This window comes from Pseudomonas sp. LB3P14 (assembly GCF_054898045.1).
In genome coordinates this window covers 1679712-1701216 of the sequence record NZ_CM142714.1, presented here as the reverse complement: position 1 = coordinate 1701216, position 21505 = coordinate 1679712, and the positions used below count along the sequence as shown (strand labels likewise).

Below are 21505 nucleotides of genomic sequence, written 5' to 3'. Positions count from 1 at the left end.
ACCGCCGTGAAGTGCAACAACAAAGTCAGGCCTGACAGCTACACCGGTAGTCACTCCACCCTCCGCCTAACACTTTGTACAAATTGGCCAAGGCTATCTGCTGTTCCGTGCTGATCTGGATCAGCGTCGACTGATCGTTAAAGGCACTGCGCTGCGCATCCAGATACCGCAAGTGATTATCTACGCCGCCCTCATAGAGTGCCTTGGCCAGCTTCAAGGTTTCACTGCTGGTGGCCGCCAATGCCTGGCGAGCTGTCTCCACTGGGCCGAACGACCAACTGCGCAAACCACCGTCAAACAGCCCCGACAGTTCTGTGGGTACGACTGCATCACCTTTTACCTCTTGAACGTACCTGGCAGGTCAACTTTGAGAGTTCAGTGATACATCCATCGAGATGTCTCCCAGCTTTCTGAACGATTGAGCTCAATGGCCAAAGCTGCAATCGCGCCTGAAAAGATCCGGTTAATTTCGAAGTAATCGAGCTGTCGCACTGACAAAAACCAGCAGAACACTTACGCAGCCAAGAGCGAATGACAAGGTGCTCAGATGGGCGACCGCCCCGATAAATACGGGACCTATCAGAATCCCCGCGTAGCCCATCGAGATGACAGCGGGGATGGCTACCGCCTGTGGCATACGTTGCTGGCGACCTACAGCAGTAAAGAGCACAGGGACAATGTTTGAGCATCCAGCACCGACCAGAGCGTAGCCAATCAAGGACGCGGCCCAGCCATCGATTCCAAGCGACACGATCATGCCTGCGGCTGCGCAGAGTCCGCCAAGCGCAACGACGCGCACGCCGCCTAGTTTGCTGACGATGGCATCTCCTGTCAGGCGGCCCACCGTCATCGCAGCGGCGAAGGATGCGTAGCCCAAGCCGGCGATGCTCGGCTCTAACCCTCGGCTCGAGACCAGGAAAACCGCGCTCCAGTCGAGGATTGCGCCTTCAGTGAGGAAGACGATGAAACAGAGCGCCCCTAAAAACAGCACGATACCCCTGGGCACCGCGAACATGGGTCCACCCCGTTCAGTGCCATAAGTCAGAAAAGCAGGCGCTGCCTTGTAAAGCGCTCCCAAAACGGTGGCAACGATGCAGAGCGCAGCAATCAACGGATGCAGGCCCAAGGTCAGCAGAGCGGTCATCGCCCCCGCGCCTAATATGCCTCCGACGCTGTAAAGGCCATGGAAGCCGGACTGAAGTGCCTGCCCGCTGTTTTTCTCGACGATGACGGACTGAATGTTCATGGCGCAATCAAGCATGCCCATGCAGGCACCGAAGATAATGACAGCGATGACCAGGCCCGGCAGCCACACTACGGTGCTCAACAGCGGAAGAACGGCACACAAGACAATCGTCGCCCAGATGACGACCGGGCGGCATCCATAGTGTGCAGTGAGATAACCAGCGAAGGGCATGGCCACAATAGATCCACCGCCCAGGCCAAGCAGCAGCAACCCCAGGCCACCATCGTCCAGGCCAGCGCGGGCTTTAACCAATGGGACCAGAGGCGCCCATGCGGACATGAGTAAACCCGCGATAAGGAAGGCGATGCGAGTAGACATCCGCTCGCTGTGGTTAGCCGTGGGTACCAACACCGGCGATGGCGCATTCATAATTCTCGGTAATCCTTATCGATGATGCTAGCCATCGTTTGTTCGGCTTAGACAGTACGGGTTTCTTGTGTGTTTTTGGCGGGCCGGGGTTTCGGAAAACCTAGCGCCTGCGCTCATACGTTGCTCTATAACTGCTTGGCGCGACGCCAAAGAAGTCACGAAAACGCATATGGAAGTTGGCGAAACTACAGAAGCCGGTCGCAATCGCGATATCGGTGATTGGCCGATTGCTCTGCAGAATAAGCTGGCGCGCTCGAGTCAAGCGCAGCTCAAGGTAGTAACGCGTGGGCGTGGCGCCCACGAAACGACAGAAGCGACGCTCCAATTGTCGTCGGGAAATGTTCACACATTCTGCCAGCTCGTCGATCGATAACGGCTCTTCGATGTTCTTTTGCATCAGTTCTAAAGCGAGCTTCAGGGTTTGTGGCAAGGTGGGGTCAGAGTCCACGATGACAGTCGATATCCCCGAGACTTCAGAGGTCTGATCGCAACTGAGTATTTCCTCGACAGCATGGGTCAGCGACACGCCTTGTTTGGCGGTGATGAGCTCCAGCATCATGCGTAACGAGCTGCTGGCGCCGGCGCATGTGATACGGTTTCGATCGATTACGTGCGTTCGACAAGAAACCAGCACCTTGGGAAAAACATCCTCCATCATCGCTCGCCCATCGGGATGGAAGGCGCATTCGACACCGTCCATAAGCTGAGCTTCTGCCAGGAAAAATGCCCCGTTCCACAAACCGCCCATGGTCGCGCCAAGAGAGGCGACGTTACGCAGCTTGCGCCGTAATAGCGGGTCGCTGATCAGCTTCACTCGCAATCCACCGGCGACGATGAGAACGTCGATACGATCCGGTAGTTGTGATAGCTCCAGGTCTGCCGAAATCGCAATTCCCAGATCGCTCATTACGAGACGGCTCTTGATGCCGACAGTCAACACCTCAAATGCCGGTGTCTCGCTAATCAGGTTGGCGGTCACCAGCGCATCGATAGCGCCGGTGAACGACATCATCGAGAAGTTGTTCAAAAGCACGAAAGCTACACGAGTCACCGCCTGCGGCTTTATTGGTTTCTCTGCCGTATAGGAGTATCCCATGTTCTTGTCTTTGAGCACGCTCTCGAATACGAATGGCATAAATCCTCTTTGACACCTGAACGAATAGCTAAGAAACCGTTGCTAAATCTAGGCAGCGGTTTTTGGAGCAGACAGCAACAAATCAAAGAATGATTGGCAGTCATCACTACCGGGCAATGCTTCAACACTGTTTTTGATGGCATTGCTGAGCGTGGTTCCCAAACTGTCATCAGCCAGCAGATGGTATTTAGCAGTGAGTTCGTCACTCGACATAGGGTTGCCGGGGTCGCCCTTGGCCGTCGCGGTCGGGCTCTTAAGACGCGTGCCGTCTTTCAGGGTAACCGTGACGCGGGACAGAATTTCCTCCGGGAACCTGGCGGACAGGTCAGGCGCCTCATGAAGGGTTATTTTCTCGCTGATGCTCAAGATGTCTGGCGCATGAATGGAGTCCCCGGTGACCTCGTTAGGGCCCAGTTTTCCGCGAACGATCAAGGCCGCCAGGGGGAACGCTAGCGCATACTGGGCCTCGTCCGCATTCTTCGGAAAATGCCCCTGCAAGCACACAGATTCATGGAATGTTTCGACATCAATGGTCTCGATCAACTCAGCAGTGATGACTGGATGTGCTCGCATCAAATCGGTCATGGCCGTGAGTGCCGGTTGCGCCCAGCGACATACCGGCCACGGTTTGAAATATTGCTCGTCGATCTCCCAGCGGGTTCCGATGTCCTGCCAGAAAGTGGAAATCTCCAAAGGTTCAACGGTGGCGGCTGGAGCGCCAGTGACTCCGAGCTGTGCCATCAGGAGTGCGTTCAGTCCGGCATACGCCCCGGCGCCGTGGGCATCACGCAACATCGTCGGAAAGCTCACCAGACGCATCATCGGACACCTTGGGCCAAAGTATTCCGCGATACCCAGCGCATGACGGAACGTCGTTTCATCAAGCTTCAGCAGGCGGGCGCCAGCGCAAACGACCCCGATCCCGGAAAAGGCACCTGAGGCATGATATTCCGGGGCAGTGGCCATCAACGCCTGGCCCGCACGCAAGGCGGTCTCGTAACCGATGCACAGTGCGCTGAGGAATTCCTCGCCGCTGATGTCTTTGCCTTGACTGCGATACGCGTCTACCAATGCAACAATGGCCGGGACTACGGTCGCACCCGCATGTCCCTTGGAGGTGAAGTGACCTTCATGTGCATCCAGGCTATCAACGCAGAAACCGCCTGCATACGCGGCGCCCAATGGATGTACGGCTCTGCCGTCGAACCAAAGGCGGCTGGACAGCTTGTTGGCAGAGTAGTGGGTGTCAGCGTAGGTTTTTAGCATCACGCTGGTTTGATTGTCGCGTGCACCGGCGGCCACACCAATGATGTCGAGCAGGCAAGTTTTAACCAACTCGCGTGTATGCAGGGGCGCGTCCTCGTAACTGAAATTCTGGACGAATGAATACAGCTGCATTTCATGATTCCTGAATGATGAACGCCGAAACGGATAAAAAGTTGCCCGGGGAAGGGCAACTTTTTATGCAGATTTAAATGAAGGGACTAGTTTTTTGCGGTGGCGGTATTAGCCGCGGCTCGTGCGTCTACCAGCCAGCTGTCATATTTCGCGCGATGGGCCGCGATCCATTCTTTGGCGTGACGAGTAATGTCAGCTGCACTTTTTTCACCATTGTGCATTTTGAGATTTTGCGCGCTTTCATCGTCGGTAGTGATCTGCATTTCAGACAGGAACTTCACGGCAGCCGGATTTTTCTCGGCGAACTCTTTGTTAATAACCGCTTTGACACTGTCTACCGCGAAACCAAGGTTTTTACCATTAAAGGTAGTGTTGACATCGTTTTTTCCACCTGGAAGATCCGTACGCGGCACGGTTAACCACACAACATCTTTACCTTCGACCAGAACACCGGAGATCCACTGAGGCACCCAGGTGTAATAGAGAATCGGTTTTCCTTGTTTGTAACGAGCAATGGTGTCGGCCATCAGGGCAAAATAGGAGCCCTGATTATTGGTAACGGTTTTTTCCAAGCCATAGGCTTTCATATGGTGGGCAATGACCAGCTCACAGCCCCAGCCGGGGTTGCAACCTGTCAGGTCGGCTTTACCGTCGCCATTACTATCGAACAGCTTGGCAATCTCTGGCTTTTTCAAATCATCGATAGAGGTGATGTGATACTCATCAGCCGTTTTCTTATCGATCATGTAGCCCTGAAGTACGCCCGGCATAATATCGCCGGTTTTCACCATCGTCTCATCGCCGCCTGCCTTCGCGTAGAAAGATTTGTGTAGTTCCTCCCACAGATGAACCGAGAAATCAGCGTCACCATTGGCAATCGCAATCATCATGGTGGAGTACTCGGTTTCCTTAGGAGTCTCAACGTCGTAGCCCAATTCCTTGAGACCCGCCATTGCAATCTCTCCGCGAAATCGCTCTTCGGCAATGGACGGGAAAATTGGGGTGATTGATACCCCTTTTCCGGGCTCCTGCGCCGTGGCGGCTGATGCGAAAACAGGGGAAACCGCTAGTACGAAAAGCGCCACAGAATGAATGAATTTCTGTTTTATTCCGAATGTTGTGAAGTTCATTATCGTTTGCCTTGGCTGAATTAAGAAGTTGGCATTTCTTTTGGTTCACGACGCGCCGCTTAGCGGAGTTAGCTTTCTTTGGGACTGACTTCTATTTTCGTAACAGTGTTTTTTCTCTTCAGGCGATAAATGACACCCGCCGGGCCTGTCTGGTACCAGTGCTCACCTTTGGTTGCCCTGTTACTGCGTTCGCCCATTGCCTGGGTCAGGCGGTCGAGGAAAATCGCCAGCAATACCAGCCCCAATCCACCGACGGTTGCCAAGCCCATATCAAGGCGGCCAATCCCGCGAAGTACCATCATCCCCAACCCGCCAACCGAAATCATTGAAGCGATCACCACCATGGAAAGTGACAACATTAATGCCTGATTCAGACCTGCCATGATCGTCGGTGCAGCTAAAGGAAGTTGAACCCGCCTCAGCATCTGGCGTGGGGTGCATCCGAAAGCCCGGGCCGCCTCGACCTTGTCTTCCGGTACCTGGCGAATTCCCAGGTTGGTGAGCCTGACCAGTGGTGCTACCGAAAAGATGATCGTGACCAATACCCCCGGTACGTTGCCGATACCAAACAGCATCACCACAGGCACCAGATAAACAAATGCAGGCAGTGTTTGCATTGCATCGAGTACCGGCCGCAGAAGCATCTCCAGCCGGTCACTCCGGGCACACAGGACACCCAGTGGTATGCCAATAACTGCACAGAAAAACAGTGAAGTGAGCACCAGAGCGAGGGTGATCATGGCGTCATTCCATACGCCGATCACGCCTAATAGCGTAAGAGTAACGAAGCAAAGGATACCTATTTTTTTTCCGCCTACCTGCCAGCCAAAGAGCGTCGCGATAATAATGAATATTGACGGAGGAATAGCCAGCAGTCCGTACTGAATACCATTAAGTACTTGGTCAATCGGCCATCTTATCGAGCGAAATATCTCGCGGAAGTTATGGACCAAATAATTCAGGGCAACTTCTACCCATTGGCCCAACGGGACGTTGATGGATTGAAACGGGTCTAGGAAACTGAATTCGTTCATGTTATCACCTGAATGTCCGAGCCTGGCAAGCCAGCAAATAGAGACTATTAGTGTCGGCTCATTGTCTGAAGCAGTAGGCTCTTGGAGATCGTGCCTTTGAACACACCCTGGCGATCCAGCACGGCAACTGGATTAACGGCATCAGCAACGATGTGAAAGACGTCCTGCAGGAGTACATCGTCGCGCAGCGTAGGCGTGGATTGATCCATGGCGTACGGATGCTCTGCGCAAATTTTGGCAACATCGCCAGCCTTGAGGATCTTCGAGGCATCGAAACCTTTGAAGAAAGCTTTGACGTAATCGTTCACTGGGTTGCAAAGCAGCTCTTGTGGAGTACCGATCTGTACCACTCGGCCACCCTCCATAATCGCGATGCGATGACCGATGCGAATAGCCTCTTCAATGTCATGGGAGATGAAGATGATGGTGCGATGCTGTTCTGCCTGCAGGCGGATCAGTTCGCCCTGCATTTCGTGGCGAATCAATGGGTCGAGTGCCGAGAAGGCTTCGTCCATCAGCAGGATGGCGGGGTCGTTGGCCAGCGCTCGGGCCAGGCCTACCCGCTGTTGCATACCGCCGGACAGTTGGTGCGGATAGCTGTAGGCGTGGCCATCGAGCCCCACCTGTTTAAGTGCCTCGAGTGCACGTTTATGCCGTTCACTTTCCTCGACACCCGAGATTTCCAGGCCGAAAGCAACGTTGTCGATCACACTCATGTGGGGCATCAGGGCGAACGACTGAAACACCATGCTCATATCTTTGCGACGAACGCTGAGAAGATCAGCATCCGACAGACCGGTGATTTCCTGGCCGTTGAGATGGATGGTTCCGGAGGTCGGTTCGATCAGTCGATTGAACAACCGGACCATCGTCGACTTCCCGGAACCGGAAAGCCCCATGATGACGAAGATCTCTCCACGTTTTACGGAGAAACTGGCATCAAAAACGCCAACGACTTGACCGGTTTTGCTGAAAATTTCATTCTTATCAGCACCGCGAGCCAGCATCTCCATCGCGAGCTTTGGCTGAGCACCAAAGACTTTGTAAATGTTTTTTACCGAGAGTATCTCGTCACCAAGACTCATAACCCCTCCTGCTGCAAATACGACGTAAGATCAAGAATTTAGGTGTACGTGTCTTGATCAGTTAAGACGGTGCTTGTGGGGGCAGTCAAGCTGGGAGAAAGGTTGGGAATTAGTCATTGTGACCATCCTCTTTATTATGTGATGTTTATTATTTTTGTTTTATCGGCGCTGAATTAAGCAGTTCCTTGAGAACCAAGTTATTACCTAATAGAGTCAGCGTCTAACAACATTTCTTCCAGCCAATCAATAACGTCATGTTATCAATCATTTAATTATGTCAATTTGCGACTGCGGCAGTGCTAGTTGCGAAGACGACCGCCGCTGGCCCTGTCTTGGACCCTGTGTTTCAGCTACGCTCCATCGTAGGCTCTAGGTGGAACCCTCTCGCCGATTTCGTCCCTAATGGCCCTCCAAAGGGCCCCGAACCGGATATTCAATACTCTAGGTTATGGTTAAGCACATCGATCCAGACATGACGCTGCTGAAAATGCCGTCTCTGAAAGCAGTAAAGTCATTCGTCGCCGCCGCCAAATATCAGAGCTTTACGCGTGCGGCTGAAGCGCTGTGCGTTACTCAAGCGGCAATTAGCCGTCAGATTCGGGAGCTTGAGGCGTACCTTGGGGTGGATCTCTTCAAGAGGGTGGGGCGAGCAGTGGAGTTGACGGAAGCCGGGTCCATCTTTTTTGATGCTGCGCAGATATCTTTCGTCAACATTTCCCAGGCGGCGGAGCGCATTCGCACCAACAATGCAGGCAAGCGCACGTTGACGCTTTGCTGTTCTCCCGCGTTTTCAGCCCTCTGGCTTGCAGCCAAGCTGCCGGGTTTTTTTACCAAGAACGCAGACATCGACCTCAATCTGGTCACCACTCAAAACTTTTTGTCTATGGAACCGGGTGTAACGCCGGACATCTTCATCACCAAGATGGCCAGGATTCAGGATGGCTACCGCAGTTATCCGCTGTTTCATGACGTCATCTACCCGGTGTGCACACCTCGCTACAAAGAGGAGCACCCTGAGCTGTCCAGCCTGGAAGGAATACGCGACGGGGTTTTGCTAAACCTCAGCCCCTATGGCAGATCCCAGGTAGCGGAGCACGTTGACTGGGGCGTTTGGCTGGCTTATCACGATGTTGATATCGAAAAACGCCCCCACGACAGCCCTCACGTTTTCAACGCGAACGACTACAACCTGGTAATTAGCATGGTGTTGACCCATCAGGGTGTAGCCCTCGGATGGAATCACCTGGTTGCAAACCTGATCGAAAACGGCACGCTGATTCGCCCGATCGATGAAGAAGTGGTTCTCCATGAAAGTCAGCACTATCTGACATTTCGTGAGGACCGGATCAATGACGACGCATGTTGTCGGCTGCGAGACTGGATTCTCGCCCAGTTTTCCTGAGCTGTTTAGAAGACAGGAGTACTGGCTGAGCAGTGACTCGGGGTGCGAGGAGGGGAGAGGTTTGGGTAGGCCGGTGGTGATCATTCGTGGTTCTCACCACCGGCAGTTTTGCACTTAGCCGACAGATCTCAACGGGATTGTGTCATTGAGCTGATCAAGCATCGTTTTGCAGTACCAATCATCAAACTGACACACACCAATTTCGCTGGCCACCGACAATGGGCCTGGCTCGTAAGCAGGAGAGCTTACGCCGACCTGTGCGCCTTCAACCAAGGTGCGATCCTGGTCATTGGTTGCAAGCCAAACCTTGGTCAGGCGATCGATGTCGTAGTCGACACCTTCCTGCGCATCCTTCTTGACGATCCATTTTGTAGTGACCAATGTCTCGCCCGGACCGATGGGCAGAACGCGGAAGCTCAGCGCGTGATCGCCCAGAAAGTGGTTCCAGGTTGATGGGTAGTTGAAATAAAGCAGCGCACCGATGTTAGCTTCACCGGTTGTGTCCAACCGGCCAGCGACCGCAGGCTTGCCATCCATTGTGTAACTGACGGCCCCGGAAAACAGGGGGATGCGCGTCATTCGGAAACGACCTTCATCATCCATGACCAATCGGCTAGGCAGACCTGCCGCCTCGCAGCGATCCCAGTGCTCTTTGAGTTCGAGATCTTCATCGCCCCCGGCGCCACCCACTGATGGGTTGTCGACGAATGAGTGCATCAATTCCGGGTGAGTACAATCGCAGTGGTAGCACTCACGGTTGTTCTCGAAAACCAGTTTCCAGTTGCCTTTCTCGATGATGTTCGACTCAAACGCGACTTTGCAGTCGTCCAGGTTATGAGGCGCAACGAAAGGGGTGACGGATTTTCTGAACGACGAAAAGTCTGGGGCGACATCTGCAACGCACACATAGATGTACGTTTCGACGACCTCACAATGCACGGACTTCAACCCATGCTGAGACTTGTCGAAATCGTCCCCCATGTTCCCGGCGAAAAGCAGTCTGCCGTCCAACTCGAATGTCCATTTGTGGTAAGGGCACACCAGCTTGGCTACCTTACCGCTGGCTTCCGGGCACACCTTGGAACCGCGATGACGGCAGGAGTTGTGGAAGGCCCTAATCTGTTTGTCTCCGCCACGGACGACCGCGACAGGGTAATCGCCGATTTGCAGCGACAGGTACTGACCCGACTTCTCCAGCTCAAATGTGTGCCCTGCGAAGATCCAGCTTTTGTGCCAGATCTGTTCCAGATCCTGCCTGTAAACGTCTGGATCGCTATAAAGGGCACCTGGCAGCGCGTGGTCAGGCTTGCGCTGCGCGATTAGATTTGAAACTGCCGATTTAGTGCTCACGGTCAACACACTCCAAAATACCAAGGGGGCGACACGTTCAGCCTGCTCAGCGAGGTGAGGCCAAACGGTCTTGAGTTCGTGGTAAGGCCTGTTGTTCTCAACAACAGCAATATTTCTACAGCATCTTAATTCGAGCCTGAGCAGACCATTCCTAACTAATGGGACGAATGTACGAATATTCTTCATTGCCAATTCGTCCATAGAATATCGCTGTTGTAAGGCTACGACGGCAATCGTGCAGCAACAAGAAACATTTACTCTTATCAATGCATAATCAAATGTTATCGATCGGCGGGAAGGGTTAGGCGACAAAATCTCAAATTATTGATTTTAAAGAATATTTAATTTTCTGCGACAAGTGATGCGTCCATTTTTAGCTTTATACGGCCGAAGTACACTCTATTGACCGCCTTCTTGGCCCATGCGAGTCTGGATTCAACAGTCCACTTTACTAGTTGGTAACACAACCTCTGGAGGTCATTTGTGAAAGGCAGCAAAACTGCTCTTTACGAAGACTTTAAACGTCAGAGCCTAAGCCCCGTGAAAACATAGAAGTTTTTATCGCGCCTCAAGGCATCAAGGCTGACGCGCTCGTTGATCTTTCCACGTAACTCGCATTCGGAGAATTTATCTTGAAATTTGAAGGTATTTATACGCCAGCAGTAACTCCTCATAAACCTGACGGGGAGATTGACTGGAATGTGTACTCGGAAGTTTTGGAGTCGCTGATTGAGGCGAAGGTGCACGGTATTATTATCGGCGGGTCGACCGGCGAGTATTATGCGCAGACTTCGGAAGAGCGTACTGAGCTGGCCGCCTACGCCAAAGATGTCATCGGCGCACGAGTACAACTGATTGTCAGTACCGGTGCCATTCGTACCGAAGATGCCGTTCAGTACGCGAAGGATGCCAAAGCGATCAAAGCGGACGCCATTCTCGTCACCTCTCCGCCGTACGCGCTGCCAACCTCCCAGGAAAACGCGATCCATGCACTGACCATCGATCGCGCCGCCAATTTGCCGATCATGCTTTACAACTACCCCGGTCGCATGTGCGTTTCGATGGATGAGGAGTACCTCACCCGGGTGAGCGAATCGAAAAACGTTATTGCCATCAAGGAAAGCTCCGGCGATATGGGGCGTGTGCATCTGCTCGCTCGCGAGTATCCGAACATCGGCCTGTCATGCGGCTGGGACGATCAAGCGCTTGAGTTCTTCGCCTGGGGTGCCAGAAGTTGGGTGTGCGCAGGTTCAAACTTCCTGCCCAAGGAACACGTTGCGCTTTATGAAGCCTGCGTGATCGAAAAGAACTTCGACAAAGGCCGTCAAATCATGTCGGCGATGATGCCGCTGATGAATGCCCTGGACGGTGGCAAGTTCGTGCAGTCGATCAAGTACGGCTGCGAAGTTGCCGGATTGAAAGTCGGTAACGTGCGCCTGCCATTGCAGCCACTTGAAGCGGACGAAAAGCAGAGTTTCGCGTCGGTCATTACTGAACTCAAACGCAACGTAGCCAACATTACTTCGGGAGCCAGCCATGGGTGATCTTCTGAGCAAGGCCGAATATGCCGCTCTGGCCAAAGACATTTCGTTGCCATCGAAGGCGTTCATCAATGGCGCGTTCAAGCCCGCGATCTCTGGCAAAACCTTCGCCACGAACAATCCGGCAACGGGTGAGTTTTTGACAGACGTCGCTGCCTGTTCGTCCGAGGATGTCGACTTTGCGGTGAGTAACGCCAAAGAGGCCTTCGAGGATGGACGCTGGAGATCGATTTCTCCCAGGGAGCGCAAAGCTGTTCTGCTGAAGTTTGCGAACCTGCTTGAAGGCCATCAACACGAACTGGCCGTCCTCGAGAGCCTCGATAGCGGTAAGCCTGTGAGTGAGTGTCAGTTGGTCGATGTGCCGGACACCATCCACACGCTGCGCTGGCACGCGGAACTGATCGATAAGATTTATGACAACACCGCCCCGGTGGGCAGCGACGCGCTGACCATGGTGGTCCGGGAGCCGATCGGCGTTGTGGGCTGCGTATTGCCCTGGAACTTCCCGCTATTGATGCTGGCCTGGAAAATCGGCCCGGCGCTCGCTGCGGGCTGTTCGGTCATCGTTAAACCTGCCGAGCAAACCTCGCTGACCACGTTGCGCGTTGCTCAGCTGGCGTTTGAAGCCGGCATACCCGCCGGTGTACTCAACATTGTGACCGGCACGGGCAAAGACGTCGGTGAGCCCATTGGTTTGCACAACGATGTCGACATGGTGAGCTTCACCGGATCCACCGCGACCGGCCGCCGCTTCCTGCATTACGCCGCCGATTCGAACCTGAAACGCATCGTGCTCGAATGCGGCGGAAAAAATCCGGCCGTGGTGATGGACGATGCCCAAGACCTGGATCTCGTCGCTCAGCATGTCGTCAATGGTGCGTTCTGGAACATGGGCGAAAACTGCTCCGCGACGTCACGTCTGATCGTCCATGCGTCTGTTAAAGACGAGCTGCTGGAGCGCATGGGCGCCTACATCCGCGAATGGAAGATGGGTGACCCACTCGATCCGCAGAACCGCGTAGGGTCGCTGGTCAGCCCAGAGCATTTCGCAAAAGTGAAGTCGTACCTTGAGCACGCCACCGCCGGGAAGCTCGCAGTCGTGTATGGCGGCGCAACCAAAGACGGTGCCTTCGTAGAACCGACGGTGATAGACGGCGTGGATCGGAATAGCCGGTTGTTTCAGGAAGAGATCTTCGGCCCGATTCTTTCCGTCACCACGTTCAACACGATCTCCGAAGCCATTGCACTGGCCAATGACACGGTATACGGCCTGGCGGCCTCGGTTTACACCGCCAGCTTGCGCCGGGCGATCAAGTTGTCGCGGGAAATTCGTGCCGGCATCGTCACCGTCAACTGCTTTGGCGAGGGTGATGCGTCGACGCCTTTTGGCGGCTACAAGGAGTCCGGGTTCGGCGGTCGGGACAAATCCATTTTTGCCCATGACCAGTACACCGAAATCAAAACCATCTGGATCGATGTGTCTGATCGGTCGGACGAAGAGACCGAAAAATGAGCACCCATACCATCAAGCGCCTGCCGGTAGACACCGGGGTTTCAGGTTGGGAGGCGATTTCCGCACGCACTGCGCCTGTCCGCATGCTTGATGGAAACGTGACGGCGGATTGGCTGATTATCGGTGCCGGTTTTGCCGGCTTGTCCGCCGCTCGCAGACTTTCACAGTTACACCCGGGTGACAGCATTGTTGTGGTCGATGCTCATGAAGTCGCCAAGGGGCCTGCGGGCAGAAACTCTGGTTTCATGATCGATGTGCCTCACAGTCTGTCGTCCGGGGAATATTCCGTGGCGAGTGAGTCTGCAACTGCGATGGAAATCACGCAAAATCGCTTTGCGATCGATTTTGCTGCGCAGGCGGCACGCGAGTACGGCATGTCACCGGACACCTTCGATCCTTCAGGGAAGATCAACGCGGCCGCCACTGAGCGGGGATTGAAGCTGAACTTCAATTACGCCAAATCCCTTGAGCGCATTGGCGAGAAGTTCGAGATGTTTGATGCCGCGCAAATGCGCGAAATCACCGGGTCCACCTATTACCACGGTGGAATCTACACTCCCGGTGCAGTGATGATTCAACCCGCGCAATACATTAGAGACCTGGCAGCAGGGCTCGACGGGAAAATCACGCTGTTCGAACGCTCTCCGATTGTTGAATTGACCAAGCAGGGACGCGGTTGGAGCGCTCGATCTCATAACGGTACGGTGTACGCACCCAAGGTCATCCTGGGGGTTAACGGGCACATTGAAGAATTTGGCCATTATCAAGGACGCCTGCTGCACGTCTTCACTTACGCTTCCATGACGGCGGCGTACAGTGATGATGAATTCAGGAAAGAGGTGCCGGGCAAAGCCAAGTGGGCCTTGCTGCCAGCGGATCCAATGGGCGCGACCGTTCGCAAGATCTCTTCAGACGGTCTCTCGCGAATTGTCATTCGGACAAAGTTCACCTATGACCCGAGTATCCAGGTCACTCCAGAGCGGGTAGCTGCGGTGGCTAAGGAGCAGCGACATTCCCTGGATGCGCGCTTTCCCGAATTGAAATCCACGGCGTTGGAATTCAGTTGGGCCGGCCGCCTGTGCCTAAGTCGTAACAGTGCTGCGGCATTTGGCGAGATTGAAGAAAACCTGTACTCGGCTTGCTGCGAAAATGGACTGGGTACTGTGAAAAGCACCCTGGCAGGTGTGATGGCTGCGGAGTTGGCATCGGGTACGCGTTCGGAATTTCTCGATAGCTTCAGTCACGCACCAGGCCCCAGCAAGCTACCACCCAAGATAATAACGAAACTGGGCGTCAGTTCGGTTATTCGCTGGCATGAGTTTTGGGCCGGGCGAGAAGGTTAACAAGTTTAAGTCGTCGGCTTTTCCAATAAAGGCCGTTTAACAAGTCACTAATAAGAACGGAATAATCCATGCGAAATATCTGGAAGGCATTCTGCGCGCTCGCGCTTGTGGGCATGATGAGTTTGCAAGTACACGCTGAAGAAAAAAACATAGTCATGGGGACGATGTCTTGGGAAGATTTGGTGCCCATCACCGGCATTACCAAGAAGGTCCTCGAGAACGCCGGATATACCGTAAAAGTGGTGGAGTTTTCCGAGTGGGGTATCGCCTACGCTGCACTCAGCAAAGGGGATATTCAAGTGTTGGCATCCCAGACTGATTACGCCGCAGCCGATTACTGGAAAAAGAATAAAAACAAAATCGAGAAGCTGTCACCGGTCTCCTTTGGTCTTTATCAGGGCATGGCAGTACCCAGTTACGTGGACATCGACTCCATCGAACAGCTGAATGCAAACGCCGACAAACTGGGGAACAGAATCATAGGCATCGAGCCTGGTTCGGGTTTGATGAGTGACGCGAACAACGTTGTCAAAGCTTACGACATCAAGCTCAAGCTGGTCGAAGGTAGTACTTCTGCCATGACCGCAGCTTTAAAGTCGGCAGTCGACCGCAAAGAATGGGTGGCGGTAACCGTCTGGGATCCATCGTGGATGACCAAGAAATTTGATCTCAAATTCCTGAAAGATCCAAAAGGGGTCTTCCCGCCATTGCAGGGTTATTACTGGATCGGACACAAAGGCTTCGCTGAAGCCAATCCGCGTGCGCGTGAACTAATGGCCAGCGTTTATGTGCCTATCACGGACATCACCGCGATGAATGCTGAAGTCAAGGATGGCAAGACCATGGACGAGGCTATCAAGGGTTGGATTGATAGTCATACCGATCTTGTAAATCGTTGGGGAAATATCAAGAACTACTAGTTTTGTTTGTTTGCCACTGCCGCCCTTTGATTAATTAAAGAAACCAGCAAACAACTGGTTCGATGGATTGCGAAATGACAATGGCCACAATTAATACTGACGAAGTGCTGGTAGATTGCCAGTCGGTTTGGAAAATCTTCGGTAAAAATGCACCGGCAGCCATGGATGCGGTTGTCCAGCAGGGTCTTTCAAAGACCCAGATCCTGCAAAACTACGGCTGCGTTGTCGGGGTTTCCGATGTCAGTCTCCAGGTTCGCCGGGGGGAAATCTTTTGCATCATGGGTTTGTCCGGCAGTGGCAAATCCACCCTTATCAGGTTGCTGAACAAGCTGATAACCCCTAGCTCGGGGAAGGTACTGGTCAAAGGCACAGACGTTTCATCCTTGTCGCCGGCACAGCTGCGAGAGGTGAGGGCGCGTCACATCGGTATGGTCTTTCAAAGCGTTGCCTTGCTGCCTAACCGGACGGTTCTGGAGAACACCGCGTTTGGCCTGGAAGTGCAGGGTGTGGGCAAGGCTGAACGTTACAAAGTGGCAGAGCAGGCGTTGGCGAAGGTTGGATTGAGCGAGTGGACTTCGGGTTATCCCAGCGAGCTGTCCGGGGGCATGCAACAACGGGTCGGGCTGGCGCGTGCACTGACTGCCGATCCAGAAGTGATTTTGATGGATGAGCCATTCAGCGCGCTTGATCCGCTGATTCGCCGACAGTTGCAGGATGAGTTCCGCCAGCTGACCAAGGAGCTGGGCAAGTCCGCGGTGTTTATTACACACGACCTGGACGAGGCCATCCGCATTGGTGATCGCATTGCGATCATGAAGGATGGCGCCATCATTCAGGTCGGCACCGCCGAGGAGATCGTGCTCAACCCGGCTGACGAATATGTGGCTGAATTTGTCGCCGGCATTTCCCGACTGCATCTGGTGAAGGCTCACTCGGTCATGACGTCGGTCCAGGCCTACAAGGCTGCACACCCGACGTGCGACATCTCCAGGCTCACCAAAACCTCGCTTGACGCCGATATCAATGAACTTATCGGATTGACGATGAAGTCCAAGCGCGACGCACTTGCTGTCATCGATAACGGAACAGTGGTGGGGATCATTACCCCCCGTGATCTGCTGCGGGGCGTGCAAGGTATTCCCAATGAATTGGCGCCCGTGGCAACTGCCAATGCGATGGAGGCGTCAGCATGAGCACGCCGGATTTTTCCAGTCAGTTTGATGCATCCATTGATACAGGGCTGGAATGGCTTTCGGATAATGGTGAGTTCGTGTTCGATGCCGTCAATGCAGTGCTGAATGGCCTTTACCAAGGCGTGTTGTGGTGTATCGCTTATCCAGCGCATTACGTCGTGGCGATTGTCCTGGCGTTGATTGGCTGGCGTGTGGTCGGCGTGCGCTTCGCGATTCTCTCAGGTCTGGCATTGTTGCTGTGCGACATCATCGGTTTGTGGCCAGAGACAGTCAGTACGCTTGCACTGGTGCTCACTGCGACTGTGTTGGCACTGGCGGTCGCCATTCCGCTGGGAGTCGTCGCGGGTCTGGCGCCGGCCTTTGATCGTGTGGTTGATCCTTGTCTGGATTTGATCCAGACGATGCCGCCCTACATCTACCTGCTACCGGCCATTGCGCTGCTCGGCTACGGCCCTGCCACGGCGCTGTTGGCGACTTTTATCGTCGCGCTTCCCCCAGCTCTACGACTGACTTCCCTGGGTATTCGCATGACGCCCAAGGAGTTCATCGAATTGGGAGATGCCAGCGGCGTGACTGGAATGCAGATGTTTTTCAAGATCCGCTTACCGTTCGCCATGCCCAGCATCATGGCCGGCGTTAACCAAAGCCTGATGATGGCCTTCGGCATGGTCGTCATCGCCGGCATTGTAGGTTCGGGCGGTTTGGGCGAGGCGATTTACAGGTCCGTTCGTACTTTGGATATCGCCAAGTCGATCAACGCCGCCATCGCTATCGTCATTCTGACCATGATTCTGGATCGTCTGGCGCAGAGCGCTGCACAGTCGCGGGTGGGGGCATCTCAATGACAACGCACATTCAATTTTCTCCAGGCGATTACCTGGCGCCTGCCGTGGATTGGCTGAACACGAATTTACATGGCTTGTTCAAAGGGATCAGTCAGGTCGTTGAGGCGGTACTCGGTGCAGTGGAGGGAGCGCTGCTTGCTCCCCATCCGTACTTATTCATCGGTATTGTCGTCGTCGCGGCGTTCTTTTTTGCCAATAAGCGGGTCGCTGTTTTCGCTGCGGTGATGTTGGCGTTCTGTTTGTTCGCGGGCCTGTGGATCGCGTCCATCCAGACGATCGCGCTCGTCAGTGTGGCGGTCCTGATCTCGGTGGCCATCGCCTTCCCGCTGGGGGTTCTGGCCGCCCGGGTGAAGCGTGTGGATGAAGCGTTGCTGCCGATTCTGAACATCATGCAAACCGTGCCGCCCTGGGTTTACCTGATCCCCGCCGTGATGCTGTTCAGCTTGGGACGGGTGCCCGCGATCATCGCAACGATTGTTTACGGCATCCCGCCGATGCTCAGATTGACGACCCTGGCCTTCAAGCAGCTGCCCAAAGACCTCCTTGAGTTGGGCCAGGCATCCGGTGCTTCACCTAAAGACATTCTGTTCAAAATTGAACTGCCCACTGCTGCACCCACGCTGTTGGTAGGCCTGAACCAATGCATCCTCATGTCGCTGGCGATGGTGGTGCTGGCCGGCCTGGTGGGCGCAGGCGGTCTGGGGGCTGAAGTGACCCGTGGCCTCTCCAGGATGGAGATGGGCTTGGGGTTGCGAGCAGGTTTGGCCATTGTCGCTATTGCGCTGTTGTTGGATCGACTGTCACGGGGTGCGTTGCAGCGTCACTCCCCCAGCAAACTCCTTTGAAAGGGCATCAGTATGAGACGCAGCTTTTTTTGCATTGATTCGCACGCGTGCGGCAACCCGGTTCGGGTCGTAGCGGGCGGAGCACCGCTGATGCCCTCCGTATCGATGGCGGAGCGGCGCGATATTTTCGTGCGTGACCACGACTGGGTGCGCACCGCATTAATGTTCGAGCCCCGGGGGCACGACATCATGTCTGGCGTCATCATCTATCCGTCGGTACGTGATGATTGCGACTTCGGTGCGTTGTTTATCGAAGTCAGCGGCTGCCTGCCCATGTGTGGCGCGGGCACCATCGGATTATCGACCGTGGTCATTGAAGAGGGCTTGGTGACACCTCGTGAGCCGGGAAAACTGGCCATTGAAACACCGGCGGGGCGTGTCGATGTCGAATACACCCTGGGCGGTGAATTTGTTGAGTCGATTCGCTTGTTCAACGTATCAAGCTACCTGCACAGCGCAGATGTGGTGGTGGAAGTACCGGGTATTGGTACGTTTACGGTGGACATCGCCTACGGCGGGAATTTCTACGCGGTGGTCGAACCACAGGAATGCTGGACTGGATTCGAGGGGCAGACGACGGCTGATATTGTCGGATTGAGCCAGAAGCTGCGCGCAGCGCTCTCGGCCATTTGTGACCCAGTGCATCCAGAGAACAGCAGAATCAGTGGTGTCCATCACATCATCTGGTGTGACAAACCACAGAGCAGAACCGTGCATGGCCGCTGCGCCGTGTTCTACGGTGATAAAGCTATTGATCGTTCTCCCGGCGGTACCGGTACCTCGGCCCGAATGGCTCAGCTCTTCGGAAAGGGTCGGCTGAACGTCGGCGACGTTTATCGACTCGAAAGTCTGATCGGTACGATCTACGAAGGAAAAGTTGAAGCGTCGGTAAAAGTCGGAACCTTTGACGGCATGAATCCAAGTGTCAGCGGCTGGGCTGAAGTGATAGGTCACAACACCATTTTCGTTGATGACAAAGACCCTCTAGCCCACGGTTTCCAGCTCGCATAAAGAGTTTGGTCACGGCGCCAACGGTTGATTCTTCGGATGCGCAGATTCAACCGTGGTTTGCACAATGGCTGCGTTCGTCAGTGTAAAGAAGCGAGGCGTAAAGTGATCGAACGACGAGATTTCAGCGGGTGTATGAAAGGTAAAAACCTGCGCTATCTGGAAGAGACTCGGAGTGAGCCGACGGCTCATGCCCGGGCAGGATTTTTACTGCTCGAGCACTTTTCGTTGCCTGCATTTACGCAAGCTCTGGATACGATTGTCACTGCTAACCTCTTGCGTCCGACGTTGTTCTCTTCACGGACCTTCGGGTTGCAGGACGGAGAGGTCACCAGCGACCTTGGCTTAGTCATTCGACCGGATGCGCGTTTAGACTTCGCAGCACTCAAAGACCTTAATTTGCTGGTCATATGCGGCGGCTATCGCACCGAACTCAAAGTCAATCATGAACTGATCAGCATCCTCAAAACGGCATCGGAACTGGGTATCACACTGGCCGGGCTGTGGAATGGGGCGTGGTTTTTGGGCGTGTCAGGTTTGCTGGAAGGGTATCGTTGTGCGATTCACCCCGAACACCGACCCGCGCTCGCAGAAATTTCAAAAGTCACGCATGTCACCAGTGAAGCATTTGTCATGGATCGAGACCGGCTCACGGCTTCGAGTCCTGCGGGTGCTTTTCATATGGCCCTCGAGTGGATCAAAGGGCTGCACGGCAAGGCGCTTGTCGAGGGCATCGAAGACATTCTGTCTTTCGAAGAGTCGCGGTATCGGCGTATCAAACCGACACAGAACATCTCGTTGAGCGCCCCCCTTAAAGAGGTGGTCAAGCTGATGGACGCCAACCTTGAAGAGCCGTTGCAAATGGACCAACTGGCGGTCTATGCCGGACGTTCCCGCCGACAAATAGAGCGGTTGTTCAAAGAACAACTGGGTACCACTCCGCAACGGTATTACCTGGAATTACGCATTACCGAGGCACGGCGGTTGCTTCAGCACACAGAGCTGTCTCAGGTTGATGTGCTGGTCGCATGCGGCTTCGTTTCGCCGAGCCATTTCAGCAAATGCTACAGCTCGTATTTTGGTTACCGGCCTTCGAGAGAAACGCGGCTGGTGAAATAAAAAAGCGGATATTGCTGAAATTTTAAGGAGGAGGGTATGACCGAGTTGCGATTGAAGAGCGACCGAACGAAAAATACTGCGCACTTAACTACGCCCACCGTTGCCGCTAGTCCTGGGGTCGCAAGGCCCCAACTCGGGATTTTCCTATGCCTGCTTTCAATGCTTATCTTTGCGAGCCAGGACGGAATAACCAAGGTGCTTGTCAAAGACTTCCCGGTTGCTCAACTGGTCATGGTGCGTTATTGGGTGTTTGTCATTTTTGCTCTCGGATATGCCGCCTACCAAGGTAGGGGAAAGGCGTCGTTTCGCAGTAAGCACCCTTGGCTCCAAATCATTCGAGCGCTGTTAGCCGTGGGTGAAACCATACTGTTTGCAGTGGGGCTAAGATATTTGGGCCTGGCCGAAATGCATGCGCTCTATGCCGTATTTCCGTTGATGGCACTGGCACTGGCGGGGGCCGTGCTTGGGGAGTTCATAGGTCTGCGGCGCTGGATTGCCGCCGCCATAGGGTTCACCGGGACACTAATCATCCTCCGGCCAGGCGCGGGTGTTTTTGAACTCGCGGCGCTGATCCCCCTGCTGGCGGCTTTGGCGTTCGCGGTGTTCAACGTACTGACGCGCCGGATTAGCCAGCACGATTCCTTTGCGACGAACATGCTCTTTATGGCAAGTGTGGGTGCCCTGACGGTCACATTTGCGGGGCTGCCCGCCTGGGTTTCTCCGACTCCGGCCCAGGGCCTCCTGATGGGGATCCTGTCATTGACGGGAGTAGTTGCTCAGATTCTCTTCATTCAAGCACTGAAATACGCGACCGCTTCTTCCCTGCAGCCTTTCAATTATGCGCTTCTGGTGTTCGCCACTTTGATTGGTGTAATCGTTTTTGCCGAGCGTCCTGATACCTGGGTGGTTGTCGGAGCCACGTTGGTGATTATCGGGGGGCTGTATGCGATTAAAGCAAAGGCGTGAACATGCCTGAGTGTATGAAGTACTCAATTTGTAGTTATTTTCCAGGACGAGACACGGCCATAA

General features: G+C 54.3%; 18 protein-coding genes and 1 pseudogene. 11 read left to right on the top strand and 8 right to left on the bottom strand.

Going from position 1 to position 21505, the window contains the following annotated elements:
• Positions 1-25: 25 nt before the first annotated feature.
• From ACYZT5_RS07885 to ACYZT5_RS07855, 7 genes and pseudogenes are all read right to left on the bottom strand, one after another.
• Positions 26-313 (bottom strand): annotated as a pseudogene (locus tag ACYZT5_RS07885) (TolC family protein); the annotation flags it as partial.
• Positions 314-463: 150 nt separating this feature from the next.
• Positions 464-1615, bottom strand: coding sequence for an MFS transporter (locus tag ACYZT5_RS07880; RefSeq protein WP_462050584.1), 1152 nt, complete (start codon positions 1613-1615; stop codon positions 464-466).
• Between the two features lie 100 nt (positions 1616-1715).
• Positions 1716-2750, bottom strand: a complete 1035-nt coding sequence (locus tag ACYZT5_RS07875; protein ID WP_033061684.1) for a GlxA family transcriptional regulator — start codon at positions 2748-2750, stop codon at positions 1716-1718.
• A gap of 48 nt (positions 2751-2798) precedes the next feature.
• A complete protein-coding gene (locus ACYZT5_RS07870; protein ID WP_462050583.1) occupies positions 2799-4148 on the bottom strand; it encodes an MmgE/PrpD family protein in 1350 nt (449 codons plus the stop codon).
• An 86-nt stretch (positions 4149-4234) separates the two neighbouring features.
• Complete coding sequence (proX, locus tag ACYZT5_RS07865) at positions 4235-5278, bottom strand: glycine betaine/L-proline ABC transporter substrate-binding protein ProX (RefSeq protein WP_462050582.1); 1044 nt, start codon at positions 5276-5278, stop codon at positions 4235-4237.
• A 68-nt stretch (positions 5279-5346) separates the two neighbouring features.
• Positions 5347-6312, bottom strand: coding sequence for a glycine betaine/L-proline ABC transporter permease ProW (proW, locus tag ACYZT5_RS07860; RefSeq protein WP_462050581.1), 966 nt, complete (start codon positions 6310-6312; stop codon positions 5347-5349).
• Between the two features lie 47 nt (positions 6313-6359).
• Complete coding sequence (locus tag ACYZT5_RS07855; protein ID WP_462050580.1) at positions 6360-7397, bottom strand: quaternary amine ABC transporter ATP-binding protein; 1038 nt, start codon at positions 7395-7397, stop codon at positions 6360-6362.
• Between the two features lie 448 nt (positions 7398-7845).
• Here ACYZT5_RS07855 and ACYZT5_RS07850 point away from each other — a divergent pair, with 448 nt between their 5' ends.
• Positions 7846-8799 (top strand): LysR family transcriptional regulator, encoded by a 954-nt coding sequence (locus ACYZT5_RS07850; protein WP_462050579.1) that lies wholly within the window; start codon positions 7846-7848, stop codon positions 8797-8799.
• Positions 8800-8913: 114 nt separating this feature from the next.
• Here ACYZT5_RS07850 and ACYZT5_RS07845 read toward each other — a convergent pair whose 3' ends face one another.
• A complete protein-coding gene (locus ACYZT5_RS07845; RefSeq protein ID WP_462052212.1) occupies positions 8914-10149 on the bottom strand; it encodes an aromatic ring-hydroxylating oxygenase subunit alpha in 1236 nt (411 codons plus the stop codon).
• Positions 10150-10781: 632 nt separating this feature from the next.
• Between ACYZT5_RS07845 and ACYZT5_RS07840 the strand changes: the two genes are divergently transcribed.
• The 10 genes from ACYZT5_RS07840 (at position 10782) to ACYZT5_RS07795 (ending at position 21442) form a co-directional block, all read left to right on the top strand.
• Entirely contained in the window at positions 10782-11693 is a 912-nt protein-coding gene (locus tag ACYZT5_RS07840; protein ID WP_462050578.1) for a dihydrodipicolinate synthase family protein, read from the top strand.
• Positions 11686-13203 carry an aldehyde dehydrogenase gene (locus ACYZT5_RS07835; RefSeq protein WP_462050577.1) on the top strand — a complete coding sequence of 506 codons (1518 nt, stop codon included), beginning with the start codon at positions 11686-11688 and terminating at the stop codon, positions 13201-13203. The genes ACYZT5_RS07840 and ACYZT5_RS07835 overlap by 8 nt, the downstream gene beginning before the upstream one ends.
• Positions 13200-14546 (top strand): NAD(P)/FAD-dependent oxidoreductase, encoded by a 1347-nt coding sequence (locus ACYZT5_RS07830; protein WP_462050576.1) that lies wholly within the window; start codon positions 13200-13202, stop codon positions 14544-14546. The genes ACYZT5_RS07835 and ACYZT5_RS07830 overlap by 4 nt, the downstream gene beginning before the upstream one ends.
• A 68-nt stretch (positions 14547-14614) precedes the next feature.
• Complete coding sequence (locus ACYZT5_RS07825; RefSeq protein ID WP_462050575.1) at positions 14615-15466, top strand: glycine betaine ABC transporter substrate-binding protein; 852 nt, start codon at positions 14615-14617, stop codon at positions 15464-15466.
• A 74-nt stretch (positions 15467-15540) separates the two neighbouring features.
• A complete protein-coding gene (locus tag ACYZT5_RS07820) occupies positions 15541-16659 on the top strand; it encodes a quaternary amine ABC transporter ATP-binding protein (protein ID WP_462050574.1) in 1119 nt (372 codons plus the stop codon).
• The gene (locus ACYZT5_RS07815; protein ID WP_462050573.1) at positions 16656-17504 is read left to right on the top strand and encodes an ABC transporter permease; all 849 of its coding nucleotides are present in this window, start codon (positions 16656-16658) and stop codon (positions 17502-17504) included. Before ACYZT5_RS07820 ends, ACYZT5_RS07815 begins: the two co-directional genes overlap by 4 nt.
• Positions 17501-18349, top strand: coding sequence for an ABC transporter permease (locus ACYZT5_RS07810; protein ID WP_056741631.1), 849 nt, complete (start codon positions 17501-17503; stop codon positions 18347-18349). Before ACYZT5_RS07815 ends, ACYZT5_RS07810 begins: the two co-directional genes overlap by 4 nt.
• Before the next feature lie 12 nt (positions 18350-18361).
• Positions 18362-19360, top strand: coding sequence for a 4-hydroxyproline epimerase (locus ACYZT5_RS07805; protein ID WP_462050572.1), 999 nt, complete (start codon positions 18362-18364; stop codon positions 19358-19360).
• A gap of 102 nt (positions 19361-19462) precedes the next feature.
• Positions 19463-20476, top strand: a complete 1014-nt coding sequence (locus ACYZT5_RS07800; protein WP_462052211.1) for a GlxA family transcriptional regulator — start codon at positions 19463-19465, stop codon at positions 20474-20476.
• Positions 20477-20512: 36 nt separating this feature from the next.
• Positions 20513-21442 carry a DMT family transporter gene (locus tag ACYZT5_RS07795; protein ID WP_462050571.1) on the top strand — a complete coding sequence of 310 codons (930 nt, stop codon included), beginning with the start codon at positions 20513-20515 and terminating at the stop codon, positions 21440-21442.
• The last annotated feature ends 63 nt before the right edge of the window (positions 21443-21505 follow it).

What these genes read in the sequence shown, in the direction of transcription:
- ACYZT5_RS07795 (WP_462050571.1), top strand. Translation starts at nt 20,513, where the DNA reads ATGACCGAGTTGCGATTGAAGAGCGACCGAACGAAAAATACTGCGCAC.
- ACYZT5_RS07880 (WP_462050584.1), bottom strand. Translation starts at nt 1,615, where the DNA reads ATGAATGCGCCATCGCCGGTGTTGGTACCCACGGCTAACCACAGCGAG.
- ACYZT5_RS07870 (WP_462050583.1), bottom strand. Translation starts at nt 4,148, where the DNA reads ATGCAGCTGTATTCATTCGTCCAGAATTTCAGTTACGAGGACGCGCCC.
- ACYZT5_RS07815 (WP_462050573.1), top strand. Translation starts at nt 16,656, where the DNA reads ATGAGCACGCCGGATTTTTCCAGTCAGTTTGATGCATCCATTGATACA.
- ACYZT5_RS07875 (WP_033061684.1), bottom strand. Translation starts at nt 2,750, where the DNA reads ATGCCATTCGTATTCGAGAGCGTGCTCAAAGACAAGAACATGGGATAC.
- ACYZT5_RS07835 (WP_462050577.1), top strand. Translation starts at nt 11,686, where the DNA reads ATGGGTGATCTTCTGAGCAAGGCCGAATATGCCGCTCTGGCCAAAGAC.
- ACYZT5_RS07825 (WP_462050575.1), top strand. Translation starts at nt 14,615, where the DNA reads ATGCGAAATATCTGGAAGGCATTCTGCGCGCTCGCGCTTGTGGGCATG.
- ACYZT5_RS07810 (WP_056741631.1), top strand. Translation starts at nt 17,501, where the DNA reads ATGACAACGCACATTCAATTTTCTCCAGGCGATTACCTGGCGCCTGCC.
- proX (WP_462050582.1), bottom strand. Translation starts at nt 5,278, where the DNA reads ATGAACTTCACAACATTCGGAATAAAACAGAAATTCATTCATTCTGTG.
- ACYZT5_RS07830 (WP_462050576.1), top strand. Translation starts at nt 13,200, where the DNA reads ATGAGCACCCATACCATCAAGCGCCTGCCGGTAGACACCGGGGTTTCA.
- ACYZT5_RS07805 (WP_462050572.1), top strand. Translation starts at nt 18,362, where the DNA reads ATGAGACGCAGCTTTTTTTGCATTGATTCGCACGCGTGCGGCAACCCG.
- ACYZT5_RS07820 (WP_462050574.1), top strand. Translation starts at nt 15,541, where the DNA reads ATGACAATGGCCACAATTAATACTGACGAAGTGCTGGTAGATTGCCAG.
- ACYZT5_RS07855 (WP_462050580.1), bottom strand. Translation starts at nt 7,397, where the DNA reads ATGAGTCTTGGTGACGAGATACTCTCGGTAAAAAACATTTACAAAGTC.
- ACYZT5_RS07850 (WP_462050579.1), top strand. Translation starts at nt 7,846, where the DNA reads ATGGTTAAGCACATCGATCCAGACATGACGCTGCTGAAAATGCCGTCT.
- proW (WP_462050581.1), bottom strand. Translation starts at nt 6,312, where the DNA reads ATGAACGAATTCAGTTTCCTAGACCCGTTTCAATCCATCAACGTCCCG.